Below are 17824 nucleotides of genomic sequence, written 5' to 3'. Positions count from 1 at the left end.
CTTATAGGACCCAAATTGGTTTAGACCAATGGTGGGGGTAGGCATGTCCTTCCCTGCCCCATGAATAGGTATCGCACCATTCAAGTGAAGTGCCCGACTTATCACTGTAAATACCGATAGTCACCTAGGAACCCGCTGTGACATCGGCAAACCGGCGGGCCACGGAGGGGGCCGCGCGCCGTACGAGGAGTCGTGGGGGAAAGAGAGCCGGATCCCGAAGCGGGAACCGGCCCTGTCGCGTCTGTCGTGTCGGAGGGCTCGCCTACGGCGCCAGCATGTCCACCGTGAGGTTCGCCTCGGTGTTGGGAATGCCGATGTCCTGGGCCCTCTTGTCGGCCATGGCGAGCAGGCGGCGGATGCGCCCGGCGATGGCGTCCTTGGTCAGCGGCGGATCGGCGAGCTGCCCGAGCTCCTCCAGGGAGGCCTGCTTGTGCTCCACCCGGAGACGGCCGGCGATCACCAGGTGCTCGGGGGCCTCCTCCCCGAGGATCTCCAGGGCACGCTGGACCCGGGCGCCGGCGGCGACCGCCGCGCGAGCCGAGCGCCGCAGGTTGGCGTCGTCGAAGTTGGCCAGGCGGTTGGCCGTGGCCCGGACCTCCCGGCGCATCCGCCTCTCCTCCCAGGCCAGCACGCTGTCGTGGGCACCCAGCCGGGTCAGGAGGGCGCTGATCGCATCACCGTCGCGGACCACGACCCGGTCGACGCCGCGGACCTCACGGGCCTTGGCATGGATCTTCAGCCGGCGGGCGGACCCGACCAGTGCGAGCGCCGCCTCCGGTCCCGGGCAGGTGACCTCCAGCGACATGGAGCGGCCAGGCTCGGTGAGCGACCCGTGAGCCAGGAACGCGCCTCGCCAGGCGGCCTCGGCGTCGCAGGTCGCTCCCGCGACGACCTGGCGCGGCAGGCCGCGAACCGGGCGGCCGTGGTTGTCGATCAGCCCGGTCTGGCGGGCCAGCGCCTCTCCGTCGCGGTAGACCCGCACCACGTAACGCGCCCCCTTGCGTAACCCCGCGGGAGCCAGGACGAGCACCTCCGCCTTGTGCCCGAACACCTCCCCGATGTCTTTGATGAGCCGTCTGGCCGTGACGTTGGTGTCCAGCTCCGCCTCGATGACGATCCGCCCGCCGACCAGATGCAACCCGCTCGCGAACCGGAGGAGCGTCGACACCTCGGCCTTACGGCAGCAAGGCTTCAGGACCGGCAGCCGGCTCAGCTCGTCCTTCACCACACCTGTCATCGCCATGTGCGTTCGTCCTCCCCCATACAGACTCCGTGCGGCCCGAGATAAACAGGCTCACAGAAGTTTCTCGCACTCCTGGGCGGCGCTGACCAGGATCAACGCTTCTCACGGAAAATCTCGTCCAGGACGGAGGCAAGACGTTGCGCATCGTGCCTCGGCGAGCCGTCCGAGTCCGCCACGTCGGCCAGGACGAGCCGCCCGCCGAGCCCGGCCGCGGCCTTCTCCAGCTCCTCCCGGTCCTCGCTCACCCCGGTGTCGGCGAGCACCACGTCGATCTCCAGGGCGGGCGCGTGCCGCCGCAGCACCTCCAGATGCTTCTGGGGAGAGAATCCGTCGGTCTCCCCCGGCTGGGGAGCGAGGTTGAGCGCGACCAGGCGGCGCGCCTCGGTGGCGTGCAGGGCGTCGGCCAGCTCGGGCACCTTGAGATGGGGCAGCACGCTGGTGAACCACGACCCGGGACCGAAGACCACCCAGTCGGCGTCCAGCACGGCCTGCACCGCCTCGGGGCAGGCCGGCGGGTCGTGGGGAACCAGCGAGATGGCCCGGACCCGGCCGGGGGTGAGCGCGCAGGCCACCTGGCCGCGCACGGTGCTCACCTGGCTGTCCAGCTCCACCTCGGCGACGATGTCGAGCGGCACCGAGGACATCGGGAGCACCCTCCCGTGCGCGCCGAGCAGCCTCCCGACCCAGTCGAGCCCGGCGACCGTGTCACCGAGCCTCTCCCACAGCGCCACGATCAGCAGATTGCCGAGCGCGTGCCCGTGCAGGTCGCCCTCGCTCCGGAAACGGTGCTGGACGACCTCGCTCCAGGTCCGCCCCCATTCGTCGTCACCGCACAGCGCGGCAAGAGCCATCCGCAGATCCCCCGGGGGGAGGACGCCCAGCTCGCGGCGGAGCCGTCCGCTCGACCCTCCGTCGTCGGCCACGGTGACCACCGCCGTCAACTCGGGGGTGACCCTGCGCAGCGCCGACAGGGACGCGTACAGCCCGTGCCCTCCGCCCAGTGCGACGACCTTGAGACCTTCAATCACTCCCGACCCACATCCCGATGGCTCACCTGCACATCCATGCCGCCCCGATCTCGCAGCCGACTGCCGATCTGCTCGGCCATGGCGACACTGCGGTGCTTACCGCCGGTGCAGCCGACCGCGAGCGTGGCGTAGCTCTTGCCCTCGCGGGTGTAACCGGCCGCGATGATGCCGACCACCTCCTCGTAGGCGTCGAGGAGCTCCTTCGCACCCGCCTGGTTGAGAACGTACTCCCTGACGGAGGCGTCGAGCCCGTTCATCGGGCGAAGCTCCGGCACCCAGTGGGGATTGGGCAGGAACCGGCAGTCGACGACCAGGTCGGCGTCGACGGGCAGGCCGTACTTGTAGCCGAAGGAGACCACGTTGACCCGCAGGCCCGGCCGGTCCTCACCGCCGAAGAAGGCGACGATCTTGCCGCGGAGCTCGTGGACGTTGAGGTTGGAGGTGTCGATGACCAGGTCGGCGTTCGCCCGGACCTCACGCAGGATGCCGCGCTCACGGGCGATCCCGTCGACCAGCCGGCCGTCTCCCTGGAGCGGGTGCGGACGGCGGACGTTCTCGAACCTGCGGACCAGCTCCTCGTCACTGGCCTCCAGGAACACCACTCGCACGGCGACGCCGCGCCCCTCCAGCTCCTCGATCGCGGCGTTGAGGTCGGTGGTGAAGGCAAGGCTGCGCACATCGACCACCGCCGCCACCTTGTCGGCGGCCAGCTTGACCCGCCCGGCCTCCTCCGCCATGGCGAACAGCAACCCCGGTGGCAGGTTGTCGATGACGAACCAGCCAAGATCCTCAAGGGCCTTGGCGGCGGTGCTCCGTCCCGCCCCCGACATGCCGGTGACGATGACGAACGCGGGCTCTCTCTCACTCATGGGTTCTCCCCCTTCAACGCCGAAACGATCGTCTCGGCCGTTGCTGGGCCGATCCCGGGAACCTCGCAGATCTGGGCCGCGGTTGCCTCCCGCAGCCGGTTAACCGAGCCGAAATGTTTGATCAAGGCTTGCCTGCGGGCCGGACCGAGCCCGGGAACCTCGTCCAGGGCGCTTTCCTTCACGCTCTTCGACCGCTTGGAACGATGGTAGGTGATGGCGAAACGATGGGCCTCGTCACGCACGCGCTGGAGGAGGTAGAGCGCCTCGCTCGACCGGGGAAGGATCACCGGCAGGTCCTGGCCCGGAAGCCAGACCTCCTCCAGCCTCTTGGCCAGGCCGCAGACCGCCACGTCGTCCACGCCCAGCTCGTCCAGCGCGCGCTGGGCGGCCGCGGCCTGGGCCGGGCCGCCGTCCACGACGACCAGATTGGGAGGGTAGGCGAATTTGCGGGGCCGGCCGGTCTCCGGGTCGATGCCGGGAGCGGCGCCCGTCTCCAGGTCGACGCCGTCGATGCCCGGAGGGGCACCTGTCTCCGGATCGGCACCGGCCTCGACGTCGAGCTCCCCCGTGGTCGAGCGCTCCTCCAGATAGCGCTTGAACCGGCGCGAGATCACCTCGTATATCGAGGCGACGTCGCCTTCGGTGGAGCGGACGGAGAACCTGCGGTATTCGCTCTTGCGGACCAGGCCGTCTTCGAACACCACCATGGAGGCCACCACGTTGGTGCCCTGGGTGTGGGAGACGTCATAGCACTCGATGCGCAGCGGCGCCTGGTCGAGGTCGAGCGCGTCGGCGACCTCCTGCAGCGCCCTGCTCCGCGTGGTCAGGTCGCTGGCCCGCTTGAGCTTGTGCTGCTTCAGGGCCTCCACGGCATTGCGCTCGACGGTCTCCAGCAGCGCCTTCTTGTCACCGCGTTGCGGAACGCGGATCTCCACCCGGGCCTTGCGGTGCTCGCTGAGCAGCTCGGTGACCGCCTCGGCGTCGGACGGAAGAGCGGGCACCAGCACCTCCCTGGGCAGCGCCTCGGAAGTCGCGTCGCCGTACATCTGCAGCAGGAACTGCTCGACCAGCTCGCCGGGGCCGACCTCCTCGACCTTGTCGACCACCCAGCCACGCTGGCCCCTGATGCGGCCGCCCCGGACGTAGAACACCTGGACGGCCGCCTCCAGCGGGTCTTCCGCCAGCGCGACCACATCGCAGTCGGTGCCTTCTCCCAGCACCACAGCCTGCTTCTCCATGGCCCGCTGCAGCGCCTGGATGTCGTCGCGCAGCCGGGCGGCCTTCTCGTATTCCTGCTCGGCGGCCGCCTGGCGCATCTCGCGCTCCAGCCGCTTCATGAACCGGCCGGTGTTGCCCGCCATGAAGTCGCAGAAGTCGTCGGCCAGCGCCCGGTGCTCCTCGGCGGTGACCCGGGCGACGCAGGGCGCGGAGCACTTGTCGATGTAGCCCAGCAGGCAGGGCCGCCCGATCTGCCCGGCGCGCTTGAACACCCCCGCCGAGCAGCTCCTGATCGGGAACACCCGCAGCAGGAGGTCGACCGTCTCCCTGATCGCCCACGCGTGGGAGTAGGGCCCGAAGTATCGGGTGCCCTTGCGCTTGGCCCCGCGCAGCACCTGGACCCGGGGGAACTCCTCCCCCATCGTGACCGCGAGGTAGGGATAGGACTTGTCGTCGCGGTATTTGACGTTGAACCGGGGGTCATACTCCTTGATCCAGGAGTATTCGAGCTGGAGCGCCTCGACCTCGGTGCCGACGACCGTCCAGTGCACGTCGACGGCGGTGGTGAGCATGGTCTGGGTGCGCGGATGCAGCCCCGCGAAGTCGGCGAAGTAGGAGTTCAGCCGCTGTCGCAGGTTCTTGGCCTTGCCCACATAGATGACCCGGCCCTCGGCATCCTTGAACCGGTAGACACCCGGAGACTCGGGAATCGACCCCGGCTTCGGCCGGAAACTCGCCGGACCACCCACAGATCTCGCCACACCGGAAGCCTATCGGCCCCCACCGACAGGATCTCTTCCCCGGAACCCCTGTCCGACCCCGCAACCGCCCGACCCCGCAACCGCCAGGTCCTGCGTCGTGGGCCCCGGGAACGGCGACGGCGCCGGGCGGATCGCCCGGCGCCGGTGCCGCGTGCCGTGCTCAGCCGAGGCTGATGGAGTCGCCTTCGATCTTGAACGGCTTCTCGGCGAGCGGCTTGGTGGCCGGGCCGTTGGCGACGGAGCCGTCGGCGATGCTGAACTTGCTGCCGTGGCAGGGGCAGTTGATCGTGCCACCCGAGACACTCGCCACGTCGCATCCCTGGTGGGTGCAGACGGAGGTGAAAACCTTGAACTCCCCGGCCTTCGGCTGGGTCACCACGACCTTCTCGTCCTTGAAGACCTTGCCTCCCCCCTCGGGGATGTCACTGGTCTTGGCCAGGCCCTTCGCCTCCGACCCCGCCGAGTCCGAGCCCTTCTGCGGCGCGGACGAGGCCGCGGGCGCGTCGGTCACGGCCGCGCCGGTCGCCGACTCGCCGTAACCCGCGCACGCGGTCAGCACCGCCGCCATGCCGGCACCACCCGCACCGAGCATCACCGCGCGACGTGTCGTATCTGTCATGGTCATCCTTCCAAGGCCTTTATCTTCCGGTACGGCTGGCGCCCCGTTGACGGTTCAGCATGCCCTACCCCGCATCAGGAGAGTATGAAGAATTACGCCCTCAACGGGTCTTCGCCCTCGAGCCGGAGCAAGACCTCAAACCATGACGATGCCGCTGCCGTCGACCTTCAGGGCGAACTCCGCCAGGGGGGCGCCCGCCGGGCCCTTGAGCCACTTGCCCGAGTCGGCGGCGAACTCGCTGCCGTGGCAGGGACAGCGGATGATCCCGTTGGCGACCCGTCCGACCGCGCAGCCCCGATGCGGGCAGCTCGCGGTGAACGCCTTGAACACCCCGGCGGCGGGCTGGGTGATCAAGATCTTCCACTTGTCGATGACCAGGCCACCGCCCACCGGTATGTCGGCGGTCTGCGCGATCACCTTTCCCTTGACGCCCGGCGGAACGATGGCCGGACCCGGCTCTCCGGCGGCGCATCCGGTGAGTGCCGCCCCGCACGCCACGGCCGCCGTGGCGCCGATCACGTGCCTGCGTGTGGGCATGACGGAATCTTCACTGCTGCTCATTACGGCCCTTCCCCCGATTTTCCCATCAAAGCCGGGCTTCCCGCGTCAAGGGTATTGACGGGGAAGCCCGGTCCCGCATCCGGCCTCAGGTGCCGAGGATCTTGCGCAGGAAACGACCGGTGTGGCTGGCGTCGACGAGGGCGACGTCTTCGGGCGTTCCGGTGGCGACCACGGTGCCACCCCGGGAACCGCCCTCGGGCCCCATGTCGATCACCCAGTCGGCGGTCTTGATCACGTCCAGGTTGTGCTCGATGACGATGACCGTGTTACCGCCGTCCACGAGCTTGCCGAGCACGGCCAGCAGCCGCCGGATGTCTTCGAAGTGCAGGCCGGTGGTCGGCTCGTCCAGCACGTAGATCGTCCGGCCGGTGGAGCGGCGCTGCAGCTCGGAGGCGAGCTTGACGCGCTGCGCCTCCCCGCCGGACAGGGTCGTGGCGGGCTGGCCGAGCCGGACGTAACCCAGGCCGACGTCGTTCAGCGTCTTGAGGTAGCGCTTGATCGACGGGATCGCGTCGAAGAAGGCCAGGGCCTCCTCGATCGGCATGTCGAGCACCTCGGAGATCGTCTTGCCCTTGTAGTGGACCTCCAGGGTCTCCCGGTTGTATCGCGCCCCGTGACAGACCTCACACGGCACGTAGACGTCCGGCAGGAAGTTCATTTCGATCTTGATGGTGCCGTCGCCCGAGCAGGCCTCGCAGCGGCCGCCCTTGACGTTGAAGCTGAACCGGCCCTTCTGGTAGCCACGGATCTTGGCCTCGGTGGTCTGCGCGAACAGGTCGCGCACCTTGTCGAAGACACCGGTGTAGGTCGCCGGGTTGGAGCGGGGGGTGCGGCCGATCGGCGACTGGTCCACATGGACGACCTTGTCGACGAGGTCCATCCCGTTGACCCGCGCGTGGCGGCCGGGAACGGTGCGCGCGCCGTTCAGCTCCTTGGCCAGGGCGTTGTAGAGGATGTCGTTGACCAGTGTGGACTTGCCCGACCCCGAGACGCCGGTGACCGCGGTGAACACCCCGAGGGGGAACTCCACGTCCACGCCCTTGAGGTTGTGCTCGCGGGCGCCCTTCACCGTGATCTGCCGCTTCCTGTCGCGCTTGCGGCGCTTGGCGGGGATGGTGATGGTCTTGCGGCCGGACAGATAGGCGCCGGTCATCGAGTCCTCTGAGGCCAGCAGGTCCGCCACCGTGCCGGAGACGACGACCTGACCACCGTGCTCGCCCGCGCCGGGGCCGATGTCCACCACCCAGTCGGCGGCGGCGATGGTGTCTTCGTCGTGCTCGACCACGATGAGCGTGTTGCCCATGTCACGCAGCCTGAGCAGGGTCTCCAGCAGTCGCTGGTTGTCGCGCTGGTGCAGGCCGATGGACGGCTCGTCGAGCACGTAGAGCACGCCGACCAGGCCGGAACCGATCTGGGTGGCCAGCCGGATGCGCTGGGCCTCGCCACCGGCGAGAGTGCCGGAGGCCCGGTCCATGGTCAGATAGTCCAGGCCCACGTCCAGCAGGAAGCCCATCCGGGCGTTGATCTCCTTGACCACCCGCTCGGCGATGTGCATGTCCCGGTCGGACAGCTTCAGACCGGCCAGGAACGCGGCGCACTCACCGATCGACATCGCCGAGACGTCGGCGATCGAGCGGTCGTCCACCGTGACCGCCAGCGAGACCGGCTTGAGCCTGGCCCCCTTGCAGGCCGGGCACGGGATCTCCCGCATGTAGCCTTCGTATTTCTCCCTCATGCCGTCGCTCTCGGACTCGGCATGACGGCGCTGCACCCAGGAGATGGCCCCCTCGAAGGTGGTGTAGTAGGAGCGCTGGCGGCCGTAGCGGTTGCTGTAGCGGACGTGGACCTGCTCGTCGTAGCCTCGCAGCAGCGCGTTCTGGACCTTCTTGGGCAGCCTCTCCCACGGGGTGTCGAGACCGAACCCCATCGCCAGGCCGAGCGCCTCGATGAGGCGGACGAAGTAGTCGCTGGTGTGGCCGCCCGCCCAGGGGGAGATCGCGCCGTCGCCCAGGGTCTTCTCCGGATCGGGGACGATCAGCTCGGGGTCGACCTCCATCCGCACCCCCAGGCCCGTGCATTCCGGGCAGGCGCCGAAGGGCGAGTTGAAGGAGAACGACCGGGGCTCCAGCTCCTCGAACGAAAGATCGTCGTAAGGGCAGTAGAGGTGCTCGGAGTAGAAGCGCTCGCGGTTCGGGTCGTCGTCGGGGAGGTCGACGAACTCCAGCGTGATCGTGCCGCCCGACAGCTGCAGGGCGGTCTCCACGGAGCCGGTCAGACGGCTGCGGGCGCTCTCCTTCACCGCGAGCCGGTCGACGATCACCTCGATGTCGTGCTTCTCCTGCTTCTTCAGCACCGGCGGCTCGTCCAGCCGGACCACCGTGCCGTCGACGCGGGCCCGGGCGAAGCCCTTGGCCTGGAGCTGGCTGAAGAGGTCGACGTATTCGCCCTTGCGGCCGCGGATCACCGGGGCGAGCACCTGGAAGCGGGTGCCCTCGGGAAGCTCCATCACCCGGTCGACGATCTGCTCGGGGCTCTGCCTGGCGATCGTGCGCCCGCACTTCGGACAGTGCGGCTTGCCGATGCGCGCCCAGAGCAGTCGCAGGTAGTCGTAGACCTCGGTGATCGTGCCGACCGTCGAACGCGGGTTGCGGCTCGTCGACTTCTGGTCGATCGACACCGCGGGCGAGAGCCCCTCGATGAAGTCGACGTCGGGTTTGTCCATCTGCCCGAGGAACTGGCGGGCGTACGCCGACAGCGACTCGACATAGCGACGCTGGCCCTCGGCGAAGATGGTGTCGAAGGCCAGGCTGGACTTGCCCGAACCGGACAGTCCAGTGAAGACGATCAGAGAGTCTCGCGGAAGGTCCAGCGAGACGTCCTTGAGGTTGTGTTCACGTGCGCCACGCACGATGAGGCGGTCAGCCACAGCAGTCCCGACGTCGATGTAGAGGGTTAAGAAGCGGTCGCGGGAAGACTAGCGACGGGGTCCGACAATTTTGCGGAGCAACGTCCGGGGCCCAGGGTTTCCCCGCCCTCTCCAGGGTACGGCCTTCCCGCGAGCCCAACAGGGCGCTTGACGTTTCAACTGCGTGAACACGATCGTTTATGCCCTGACCTGATCGCCACTTGAGCGATGGAGTAGAGATGAACGTCATAGACACATTCCAGGCGGAGCTGGCCGCCTCCACCAATCATCTCCTCGCCACCGTCGCCGGGCTGTCCGACGCCGACGTCGCCGCCCCCTCCAGGCTGCCCGGCTGGACCCGGGGACATGTCCTCGCCCACGTCGCCCGCAACGCCGACAGCCTCGTCAACCTGGCGAACTGGGCCAGGACCGGTGTCGAGACCCCCCAGTATCCCAGCCAGGAGGCGCGTGACGCGGGGATCGAGGCGGGAGCCGCACGGCCAGCGAAGGAGCAGCTGGCCGACCTGGAAGACAGCGCGGCGCGGCTGGCCGAGGCGATCCGCGCGGTGCCCGCCGAGAGATGGACGACGATGGTCGGCGGCATGCGCCCGCCCGGCCACCCGGCCTGGTACACGCTGGTCCGCCGGCTTCGCGAGGTCGAGGTGCACCACGTGGACCTGGGCGCGGGTTACGAGTGCGCCGACTGGCCGGAGGCGTTCGTCCGCAGGGACCTGCACGACACGATGGTGGCGTGGCCGCACGACCTCAGCACGGTCAGCGAGATCATCGTGGAGGAGGTCAAAGACGGTGACAAGCATCACCAGGTCTGGTCCGGACTCGGATCGGGGCCGGTGGTGCAGGGCGACGCCTGGAGCCTGCTGGGGTGGCTGACCGGTCGCTCACCCGGAGCGGGCCTTAGGGTGATGCCGGAGGGGGCCGCGGGCAACCGGCCCGCCGCGGCCGGGCCGCTGCCCGCTCCGCCGCCGTGGTTGACCAGGCTCGCGCCCTCGCACCTTCCCGCCGCTCCCCCGGAGGAGTATCCATGACCTACACAGGTGACGTGCGCGTCGGCGGCCCCGCCGACGTGCGCGAACTGCCCGCCCTGACGATCTCCAAGCTGGCCGTCGGCCCGTTCGACAACAACGCCTACCTGATCCGGTGCAACGAGACCGGCGACGGCCTGCTCATCGACGCCGCCGCCGACGCCGACCGGCTGCTGGCGCTCGTCGGCGACCGGCCGATCAGCAAGATCGTCACCACCCACCAGCACGGCGACCACTGGCAGGCTCTGGAGCGGGTCGCCAAGGCGACGGGCGCGACGGTGATCGCCCACCCGCTCGACGCGGCGGCGCTGCCCGTTCCGGTGGACCTGACGGTCGAGCACGGCGACGGGGTGACGGTCGGTGTGGTCACCCTGGAGGTGATCCACCTTCGGGGGCACACTCCGGGCTCGATCGCCCTGCACTACCCCGGCCACCTGTTCACCGGCGACTCGCTCTTCCCCGGGGGCGTGGGCAACACCAACAAGGACCCGGAGCGGTTCACCCAGCTCTTCACGGACGTGTCGGAGCGGATCTTCGATCGGCTGCCCGACGAGACCTGGGTCTACCCCGGGCACGGCAAGGACACCACGCTGGGCGCCGAGCGCCCGTCCCTGCCCGAGTGGCGCGAGCGCGGCTGGTAGCCCCTCCGGTACGGCTGGCGCCCGGAGCGTCAGCCGTCCGACCGGCTCCCGAGAACCCGGACGATCCGGTCGGCCACCGCCGACAGATCCTCCACCCGCCCGACCACATCGCCCCACGACCACCGGTAGAACCAGCCCGCGGGCAGCGGCACGCAGTCGACGGTCTCGTTGAACAGCGCCGCATCGGGATCGTTCACCCGCAGCGACGGCGGGCTCTGCCTGAGCGTCACGCTCATTCCCCTGAGTTCCAGCTCCCGGGCGAGCTTTCCGAGGAAGTAGGTGCGAGTGTGCTCGCGTGGCTCAGCTGCCATCATGTCTAGCGAGACTAGCCGGGTTTGTCCGCCGGGTAAGCCGATCCCCTTCACCGGCGGGGAAAGCCGGCTCCCACGTCGCGCGACGGCGGTGCCGGAACGACGCACCCGCCGGCGAACTCCGGCGGGTGACGTCCTCACGCGCGTCCACGGCGTGAACCGGACGGACATCGGCGCAGGCCGTCCGCGCCGAGGACCGTGATCTGTCAGCCGACGCGCTCGGCCTCTCTGCGCTCCTTGCGCTTTTCCCGCTTGAACATCAGGATGCGCAGCGGGATGGCGGACACCATCGCCACCTGCATGGCCGCGCCGACCTTGATCAGCGTGTCGCCACCGGCCAGGCCCGCGGCCCAGATCGTCAGGCAGGCGACGTTGATCATCATCCAGGCGAGCACGGCGGCCGCCAGGTTGCCCTTGGGCTTGGGGTACTCGATCCGGCTCACCATGAGGTAGGCCACGCCGAAGATCGGCAGCATCGCCAGCTTCGACGGTGGGAGCAGCAGGACGATCGCGACCACGGTCATGGCGCCCATCGGGATGGGCAGACCCATGAAGTCACCGCTCTTGGTCTTCACACAGGCGAAACGGGCGAGCCGGATGACTCCGGCCAGCAGCACCGACGCCGCGGCGACCATCACGAGCGGGAACGGGACCTGCGGGGTGAAGCCGGCCCACATGACCACCATGAAGGCGGGGGCGAAGCCGAAGCTGATCACGTCGGCGAGATTGTCCAGCTCCGCACCCATGGCCGAGGCGCGGAACTTGCGCGCCACCAGGCCGTCGAACAGGTCGCAGGTGGCGCCGATCAGCAACAGCACCACGGCGGTGCCGAAGAACCGGGGATCGGCCACGAAGGGCTTGCTCTCCTGGAGCGCGCGGATGGCCGACCAGGCGATCACACAGACGGCCAGGAAGCCGCACAGCGCGTTGCCGAGCGAGAGGGAGTCAGCCGCCGAGAGCCGAAACGCCTTGCCGACGGGCCCCTGGGGCTCGTCGTCCGTCTCGTCCATCGGCCAGCTGGCGTCAGCCGTGGTCAAGAGCCGTCACCCCCGCGACGGTCTTCTGGCCGACCGACACGGCGGGAGCGATTCCCTCGGGCAGATAGACATCGACCCGGGAGCCGAACCGGATGAGGCCGATCCGCTCCGCCCTGTCCACCTTCGCGCCCGCCGCCAGGTAGGGAACGATGCGCCGCGCGACCGCGCCGGCGATCTGGACCAGCTCGATGTCGCCGAGCGCGGTGTCCAGGTGCCACACGACCCGTTCGTTCTTGTCGCTGTCCTTGTTGAAGGCGGGCAGGAACCCTCCGGCCACGTGCTCCACGGAGGTGACCGTACCGGCCAGCGGCGCGCGGTTGACGTGCACGTTGAGCGGGCTCATGAAGATGGCCACCCTCGTGCGGCCGTCCGGCCACGGGTCGATGCTCTGCACCACGCCGTCCGCGGGAGACAGGATCCGTGCGGGACCCGGCACGCGCTCAGGATCGCGGAAGAACCACAGCATGCCGCCGGTGAGCGCGGTCAGCGGGACCGCCGCCAGTGCCCAGCGCCGGTCACGGCGGCTGAGCAGCGAGGTCGCGGCGGCGGCGGCCACAGTCGGGAGTAACCACGGGGAGACGCCACGTGCCAGCCGTATCCGGCCGGACTGATGGCTTGCTGAATCGTGGGACACAGGGAACCTTTTGTGATGTCTTGCGGCATTAGACCGGTATGTCTACCTACCCTGAGGCAGGATGCTACCTATCTCTCAGCCCTTATATGGCGGAACGAGACAAGCAAACAGCCTCAACCGCCAATCCGCTAGCCCTGCTTGGCACCGGCGGAGGTGGTGACTTCCTTGCCTTCACGGCCGTCACGCCGAAGTTTGACCAGGCTGACCACGGTGGTGATCACCATGGTGACGCCGATGACCGACAGCGACAGCCAGATCGGCACCTCGGGTGCCCAGGAAACGCCGCTGGCGTGCAGCGCCTCGAGAATCAGCTTAACCCCGATGAAACCGAGGATGAACGCAAGACCATAGCTGAGGTAGACCAGGCGCTGCAGCAGACCGCCCAGCAGGAAGTAGAGCTGGCGCAGGCCCATCAGGGCGAACGCGTTGGCGGTGAAGACGATGAAGGCGTCGGTGGTGAGACCGAAGATCGCGGGAATCGAGTCGAGCGCGAACAGCAGGTCGGTGGTGCCGATGGCGACCATCACGATCAGCATCGGGGTGACCATGCGCTTGCCGTCGACCTTGACGATGACCTTGGAACCCACGTAGTCGTCGGTGTGCGGCAGTGCCCGGCGAGCCCAGCGCAGGACCGCGTTCTCGTTGAAGTCGTCCTCGTCCTGACCGTGCTGGCGGACCAGCTGCACCGCGGTGTAGATCAGGAACACCCCGAAGACGTAGAACAGCCAGCTGAAGCGCGACAGCGCGGCGGCGCCGAGGGCGATGAACATGCCTCGCATGACCAGAGCCATCACGATGCCGACGAGCAGCACCTTGTGCTGGTAGATCTTCGGAACCGCGAAGCGGGTCATGATGACGTAGAAGACGAAGAGGTTGTCGACGCTCAGGCTGTATTCGGTGAGATAACCGGCGAAGAACTGGCCGGACGAGGTCGGTCCCGCGAAGACCCACAACAGGACACCGAAGATCACCGCGAGCGTGACGTAGAAGCCGACCCAGATGCCGGCCTGCTTCATGGAGAATTCCCGGGGCTCCCCCCGATCGACGATCCAGAGATCGAATGCGAGGACCACGAGGAGACCGCCGATGACGGCGATCCATGCCCACACAGGAATAGTCACAGCTGAAAACCTCCGGCGGCGCGCACGACTGACTGCCGGAGGTCTCTCCCGCCCGCTCGAACCTTCCGCGGACCGACAGCCCCGGGGGCCTCGTGGAGCGAGGCGACACCGTGATGACGAGACTGCCGCGAAGGGATACTCCCCCCCTACCCACGCAAGTATAGGTGTGGGTCTTGATGGCGCCTAATCCAACAATCAAGCGCAGCCCGATGTTCCCGGCTTTTCATCCGGCGGAGACGGCGGCGTAAGCCGTCAGCACGGCCTCCAGAGCCTCTTCCTGCCCCGGCAGTTCCCGGCCCCGCCGGACGGCCGCCCCGGTCATGACCTCCACGAGATCGTCGTCGGCCAGCATCCTCCCGACCGCGTCGCGCATCGCGGCGACGTCCCCGTACGGCACGAGCAGCCCCGCCTCGCCCACCATCGCCGGGATGCCGCCCACGGCGGTGGCGATGACCGGTGTCCCCGCCCGCAACGCCTCCTGCACGTTGAGCGGCTGCCCCTCCCAGCGGCTCGGCACCAGCAACGCCCTCGCCACCTCCAGGAGGTCCGCGATGTCGCCGCGGTCTCCCAGCAACCGCACCGGCAGATCCTCCCGGTCGATCCGCTCCTGCAACTCCCCCCGCAACGGCCCGTCCCCCGCGACCAGGAACACCGGTGTCCGCGCGGAAGCCGTACCGGCGGCGAAGGCGCCCGCGACGTCGAGCAGGGTCTCCAGACCCTTCTGCTGGGCGAGCCTGGCGACGGTCAGGAAGGCGGGACGGTCACCCACGCCGAGCTCCGCCCGGGTCTCCTCCGGCTCACGCCCGGACGAGACCAGGGCAGGCGCCGGGACGACGGCCGCCTCGACGTGCCTGGCCCCCAGCCCGGCCATCCGCTCCCCCAGGTCGGGAGAGACCACCAGGACCAGATCGGCGCGACGGGCGACGATCCGTTCGAGAACGCCGTAGACGGCGCCGATCGCACCACCCGCGGTGGCGGCGTTGTGAAGGGTCACCACCAGGGGGGTGCGGGTTCCGGTCAGGGCGAGCGCGGCCAGCGCACCGGCCCGCAGCCCGTGAGCGTGTACGGCATGCGCCCCGCGCAACGCCCGCAGCTCCCGCACCGCCCGGAGGTCGTTGAGCGGATGAGGCCGGTCCGAGATCGGCACGGGCACGAACCGCGCCCCCAACCGGCTGAACGCGAACTTCTCCCCGGTGGCCGGCGGCCCCGCCACGACCACCCGGTGGCCCCGGCGCACCAGACCTCCGGCCAGCATGGCCACATGCCGTCCGACCCCGCCCGCGCTGGTCCCCAGGACGAACGCCACCCGTGATCCCGAGTCAGTCATCGCTAATGGTCCCCCTCCGAAGCGGGCACTCGTCTGAGCCGTCCCAGCAGCATCTGGGCGTCCGGCCTGTCGATCACCGCGGCCACGGCCGCGAACACCACCGCGCCGGCCGCCGCGGCTCCCAGTCCGACCACCACGCACATCGCTCTCGACACGTCGCCGAAGGCCGTGACGACGGCCAGGCCCGCCCCGTAGGCGGCGATCCCGCCGAGCACGGTGGCGAGCAGGGCACGCCACGTCCCCCCCATCGCCGCCGCGCCCCTGGCTCTGAGCACCCCGAGCGCCAGCAGCACCCCGCCCACGGTCATGCCGGCGGTGCTGCCCAGCGCCAGCTGTCCCACCACGTCCACCGGACGGGCGGCGGCATGGGCCAGCAGGATCTGAGCCGTCAGCGCGACCCCCCACCCGGCCACCGAGGCGGCCGCTGCCGACCGGCCCCGGCCGCAGGCGTACAGGACCCGCGCAAGATGGAGCATCAGCGCGTACCCGACCAGGCCCGGCGCGAACAGCGCGACGGCCACCGCCATCTCCGGGGGGTTCCCCCCGGCGGTGCCCTCCAGGAACACCCGGGACACCGGCATGGCGACCGCCGCCATCACCCCTGCCGCCAGGCCCGTCACCAGCAGGATCATCCGCGTGGTGGAGGAGGCCAGGCTGTCGAAGCCGGCCAGGTCCCCGTCGGCGGCGCGGGTGGACAGCACCGGGAAGGAGCTCGTGGCGATCGGCACCACGAGCACGGCGAAGGGAAGCTGGTACAGCGCCCAGGCGTAGGTGTAGACGCTCGGCCCCCCCGCCCCGCCCAGTTCGTTGGTCAGGAAGACCACGACGGTCAGCGTGATCTGCTGGGCGACGAGCACGGCGAGGCCCGCGGTCGCCAGCCCCCTCGCGCGGGCCGCGACCCCGGGAGGAAAGGACAACGTGGGCCGCAGCCGCAGCCCGAGCCGGGCCACCGGGACGATCACGGTGAGCACCATCGCCGCCGCGGCGATCGTCGCGCCGAGGGAGAGCGCCAGCTGCCCCGCCGTCGTGAGCTCCGACAGCTCGTCGGCGGCTTCACCGGCGAGCGGCTCGAACACCAGATAGGAGGCGACGATGAGGAGGCTGGAGACCAACGGCGCCAGGGCGGGCCCCATGAACCGCCGGTGGGCCTGGAGCACGCCGTACAGGACCACCGCGAGCCCGAAGAAGATCATCCGGGGGGCGAACACGACGAGCATGCTCGTGCCCACCTCGACGACCTGGGAGACGTCACAGTCCTTGACCCGCCCGACCAGCAGCGTGACGATCGGCCCGGCGAACCCCGCGATGAGCAGCGTCAGCGGCACCAGGACCAGCATCACCCAGGTGAGCAGTGCCGACGTGATCCGGCCCGCCTCCGCCCTGGCCCGGGGATCCTCCTCGGCCCGGGACGCGGCCGAGGCCAGCACCGGCACCACCATCCCGGCCAGGGCGCCGCCGGCCACCAGCTCGAAAACGATGTTGGGCACGTAGTTGGCGGTGTTGTAGGCATTGCCGAGACAGGAGTTGCCGACGGTTTCCGACTGAACGAGATAACGGCCAAATCCAACAATCCGGGCCGCCACGGTCACGACTCCGATGAGGAGCGCCGCCCCGGCGACCCCCTGCCCGATCTTTTTGATCATCAGCTGGCGGGCGCCTGCTCCACGGGACGACGGCCGAACATGTCGATGCGGTTGAGCACGGGGTTACCGGCGATGACCCTGGTGAAACTGATCTTCTCCGAGGCCGCGGTCAGCGCGACCACGGTGCCGAGCACGGCAAGGCGGCCGGGGCGGCCCAGAGTGACGGCCGCGGCCAGGCCGAGCAGCGCGCCCAGCGCGTTCGCCCCCGCGTCTCCCAGCATCGCCCGCTCTCCGAGGTCCTCGGGCAGGAGCGCGGCGGCGGCGCCGATCGGCAGCGCGGCCAGGGTCGCCGACGCCGGGGCGTTCCTGCGGAGCGCCGCGGCGAGCAGAGGCGCGCCGGTGAGCAGGCCGACCTTGATGGCGCGGCCGGGGCGCAGGTCGAACAGGTTGGCCAGGTTGGCGCTACCGGCCACCAGTGCGCCGTTGACCGCGATGTCGACGGGGCCGCGGGAGGTCAGCACGGCCGCGGCCAGGCCCGTCACGCCGATGCCGAGGATCTTCACGGCACCGCTGGTCACCTCGCCCTTGGACAGGGCGCTCAGGTGTCCCCGGAACCCCTTGGAGGACGTGGCACCGTACAGGTCGTCATAGGCGCCGAGGCCACCGCTGCCGGCCACGGCCAGCAGGACGGCCGCGCGGATCTTGGCGGGCAGGCCCGGGACCACGGCGGCGGCCGCACCGGCACCCGCGACGAAGGCCGGGCCCTCAAGCAGGGTGATCGGTTCGTCCCGATGGTTGGTCCGGTTCCAGGTCTCCAGGTCGCCGACCGGCGGTCGGCGGGTGAAGGCCGCATAGGCGGCACGAGCGGCCGCCGCGCCGAGAAGAGCACCGGCCAGGGCACCGAGAAAAGCGCGACGAGCCAT

General features: G+C 69.5%; 15 protein-coding genes and 1 pseudogene. 2 read left to right on the top strand and 14 right to left on the bottom strand.

Features of this window, described 5'->3' with window-relative positions; translation table 11 throughout:
* Positions 1-262 precede the first annotated feature (262 nt).
* The 7 genes from whiA to uvrA all read right to left on the bottom strand — a co-directional run bounded on the left by whiA (position 263) and on the right by uvrA (position 9225).
* A complete protein-coding gene (gene whiA, locus ACFY2X_RS05070; protein ID WP_389932448.1) occupies positions 263-1243 on the bottom strand; it encodes a DNA-binding protein WhiA in 981 nt (326 codons plus the stop codon).
* A gap of 92 nt (positions 1244-1335) precedes the next feature.
* Positions 1336-2271 carry a uridine diphosphate-N-acetylglucosamine-binding protein YvcK gene (yvcK, locus tag ACFY2X_RS05065; RefSeq protein WP_389932445.1) on the bottom strand — a complete coding sequence of 312 codons (936 nt, stop codon included), beginning with the start codon at positions 2269-2271 and terminating at the stop codon, positions 1336-1338.
* Positions 2268-3140, bottom strand: coding sequence for an RNase adapter RapZ (rapZ, locus tag ACFY2X_RS05060; protein ID WP_389932443.1), 873 nt, complete (start codon positions 3138-3140; stop codon positions 2268-2270). Before rapZ ends, yvcK begins: the two co-directional genes overlap by 4 nt.
* Positions 3137-5107, bottom strand: a complete 1971-nt coding sequence (gene uvrC, locus ACFY2X_RS05055) for an excinuclease ABC subunit UvrC (RefSeq protein WP_389933669.1) — start codon at positions 5105-5107, stop codon at positions 3137-3139. Before uvrC ends, rapZ begins: the two co-directional genes overlap by 4 nt.
* 172 nt (positions 5108-5279) lie before the next feature.
* On the bottom strand, positions 5280-5738 hold the full coding sequence (locus ACFY2X_RS05050) for a Rieske (2Fe-2S) protein (protein ID WP_389932441.1): 459 nt from the start codon (positions 5736-5738) through the stop codon (positions 5280-5282).
* 135 nt (positions 5739-5873) lie between these two features.
* Complete coding sequence (locus ACFY2X_RS05045) at positions 5874-6275, bottom strand: Rieske (2Fe-2S) protein (protein ID WP_389932438.1); 402 nt, start codon at positions 6273-6275, stop codon at positions 5874-5876.
* Between the two features lie 109 nt (positions 6276-6384).
* Complete coding sequence (uvrA, locus tag ACFY2X_RS05040; RefSeq protein WP_389932435.1) at positions 6385-9225, bottom strand: excinuclease ABC subunit UvrA; 2841 nt, start codon at positions 9223-9225, stop codon at positions 6385-6387.
* A 218-nt stretch (positions 9226-9443) separates the two neighbouring features.
* Between uvrA and ACFY2X_RS05035 the strand changes: the two genes are divergently transcribed.
* Together ACFY2X_RS05035 and ACFY2X_RS05030 are read left to right on the top strand one after the other, a co-directional pair.
* Complete coding sequence (locus tag ACFY2X_RS05035; RefSeq protein ID WP_389932433.1) at positions 9444-10250, top strand: maleylpyruvate isomerase family mycothiol-dependent enzyme; 807 nt, start codon at positions 9444-9446, stop codon at positions 10248-10250.
* A complete protein-coding gene (locus tag ACFY2X_RS05030) occupies positions 10247-10888 on the top strand; it encodes an MBL fold metallo-hydrolase (RefSeq protein WP_389932430.1) in 642 nt (213 codons plus the stop codon). Before ACFY2X_RS05035 ends, ACFY2X_RS05030 begins: the two co-directional genes overlap by 4 nt.
* A 29-nt stretch (positions 10889-10917) precedes the next feature.
* On the opposite strand, the gene ACFY2X_RS05025 is transcribed toward ACFY2X_RS05030, so the two are convergent.
* The 7 genes and pseudogenes from ACFY2X_RS05025 to ACFY2X_RS04995 all read right to left on the bottom strand — a co-directional run bounded on the left by ACFY2X_RS05025 (position 10918) and on the right by ACFY2X_RS04995 (position 17824).
* A complete protein-coding gene (locus ACFY2X_RS05025) occupies positions 10918-11202 on the bottom strand; it encodes a hypothetical protein (protein ID WP_389932427.1) in 285 nt (94 codons plus the stop codon).
* A 203-nt stretch (positions 11203-11405) separates the two neighbouring features.
* The gene (gene pssA / locus ACFY2X_RS05020; protein ID WP_389932424.1) at positions 11406-12236 is read right to left on the bottom strand and encodes a CDP-diacylglycerol--serine O-phosphatidyltransferase; all 831 of its coding nucleotides are present in this window, start codon (positions 12234-12236) and stop codon (positions 11406-11408) included.
* Positions 12223-12870: a phosphatidylserine decarboxylase gene (locus ACFY2X_RS05015; protein WP_389932421.1), complete on the bottom strand. Its 648-nt coding sequence runs from the start codon at positions 12868-12870 to the stop codon at positions 12223-12225. The genes pssA and ACFY2X_RS05015 overlap by 14 nt, the downstream gene beginning before the upstream one ends.
* A gap of 128 nt (positions 12871-12998) precedes the next feature.
* Positions 12999-13991, bottom strand: a complete 993-nt coding sequence (locus ACFY2X_RS05010) for a TerC family protein (protein WP_389932418.1) — start codon at positions 13989-13991, stop codon at positions 12999-13001.
* Positions 13992-14223: 232 nt separating this feature from the next.
* Positions 14224-15318, bottom strand: a pseudogene (locus tag ACFY2X_RS05005) (glycosyltransferase family 4 protein); the annotation flags it as partial.
* Positions 15319-15320: 2 nt separating this feature from the next.
* A complete protein-coding gene (gene murJ / locus ACFY2X_RS05000) occupies positions 15321-16961 on the bottom strand; it encodes a murein biosynthesis integral membrane protein MurJ (RefSeq protein WP_389932415.1) in 1641 nt (546 codons plus the stop codon).
* Entirely contained in the window at positions 16961-17824 is an 864-nt protein-coding gene (locus ACFY2X_RS04995; protein WP_389932413.1) for a hypothetical protein, read from the bottom strand. Before ACFY2X_RS04995 ends, murJ begins: the two co-directional genes overlap by 1 nt.

This window comes from Streptosporangium sp. NPDC000396 (assembly GCF_042898655.1).
Lineage (GTDB): Bacteria > Actinomycetota > Actinomycetes > Streptosporangiales > Streptosporangiaceae > Streptosporangium.
Note: the sequence above shows the minus strand (reverse complement) of the source record. Positions and strands in the feature narration are given on the sequence as shown.

Excerpts from the sequence above, each read along its gene's own strand:
- whiA (WP_389932448.1), bottom strand. The coding sequence starts at position 1,243 with ATGGCGATGACAGGTGTGGTGAAGGACGAGCTGAGCCGGCTGCCGGTC.
- rapZ (WP_389932443.1), bottom strand. The coding sequence starts at position 3,140 with ATGAGTGAGAGAGAGCCCGCGTTCGTCATCGTCACCGGCATGTCGGGG.
- ACFY2X_RS05050 (WP_389932441.1), bottom strand. The coding sequence starts at position 5,738 with ATGACAGATACGACACGTCGCGCGGTGATGCTCGGTGCGGGTGGTGCC.
- ACFY2X_RS05045 (WP_389932438.1), bottom strand. The coding sequence starts at position 6,275 with ATGCCCACACGCAGGCACGTGATCGGCGCCACGGCGGCCGTGGCGTGC.
- ACFY2X_RS05035 (WP_389932433.1), top strand. The coding sequence starts at position 9,444 with ATGAACGTCATAGACACATTCCAGGCGGAGCTGGCCGCCTCCACCAAT.
- ACFY2X_RS05030 (WP_389932430.1), top strand. The coding sequence starts at position 10,247 with ATGACCTACACAGGTGACGTGCGCGTCGGCGGCCCCGCCGACGTGCGC.
- ACFY2X_RS05025 (WP_389932427.1), bottom strand. The coding sequence starts at position 11,202 with ATGATGGCAGCTGAGCCACGCGAGCACACTCGCACCTACTTCCTCGGA.
- murJ (WP_389932415.1), bottom strand. The coding sequence starts at position 16,961 with ATGATCAAAAAGATCGGGCAGGGGGTCGCCGGGGCGGCGCTCCTCATC.
- ACFY2X_RS04995 (WP_389932413.1), bottom strand. The coding sequence starts at position 17,824 with ATGGCTCGTCGCGCTTTTCTCGGTGCCCTGGCCGGTGCTCTTCTCGGC.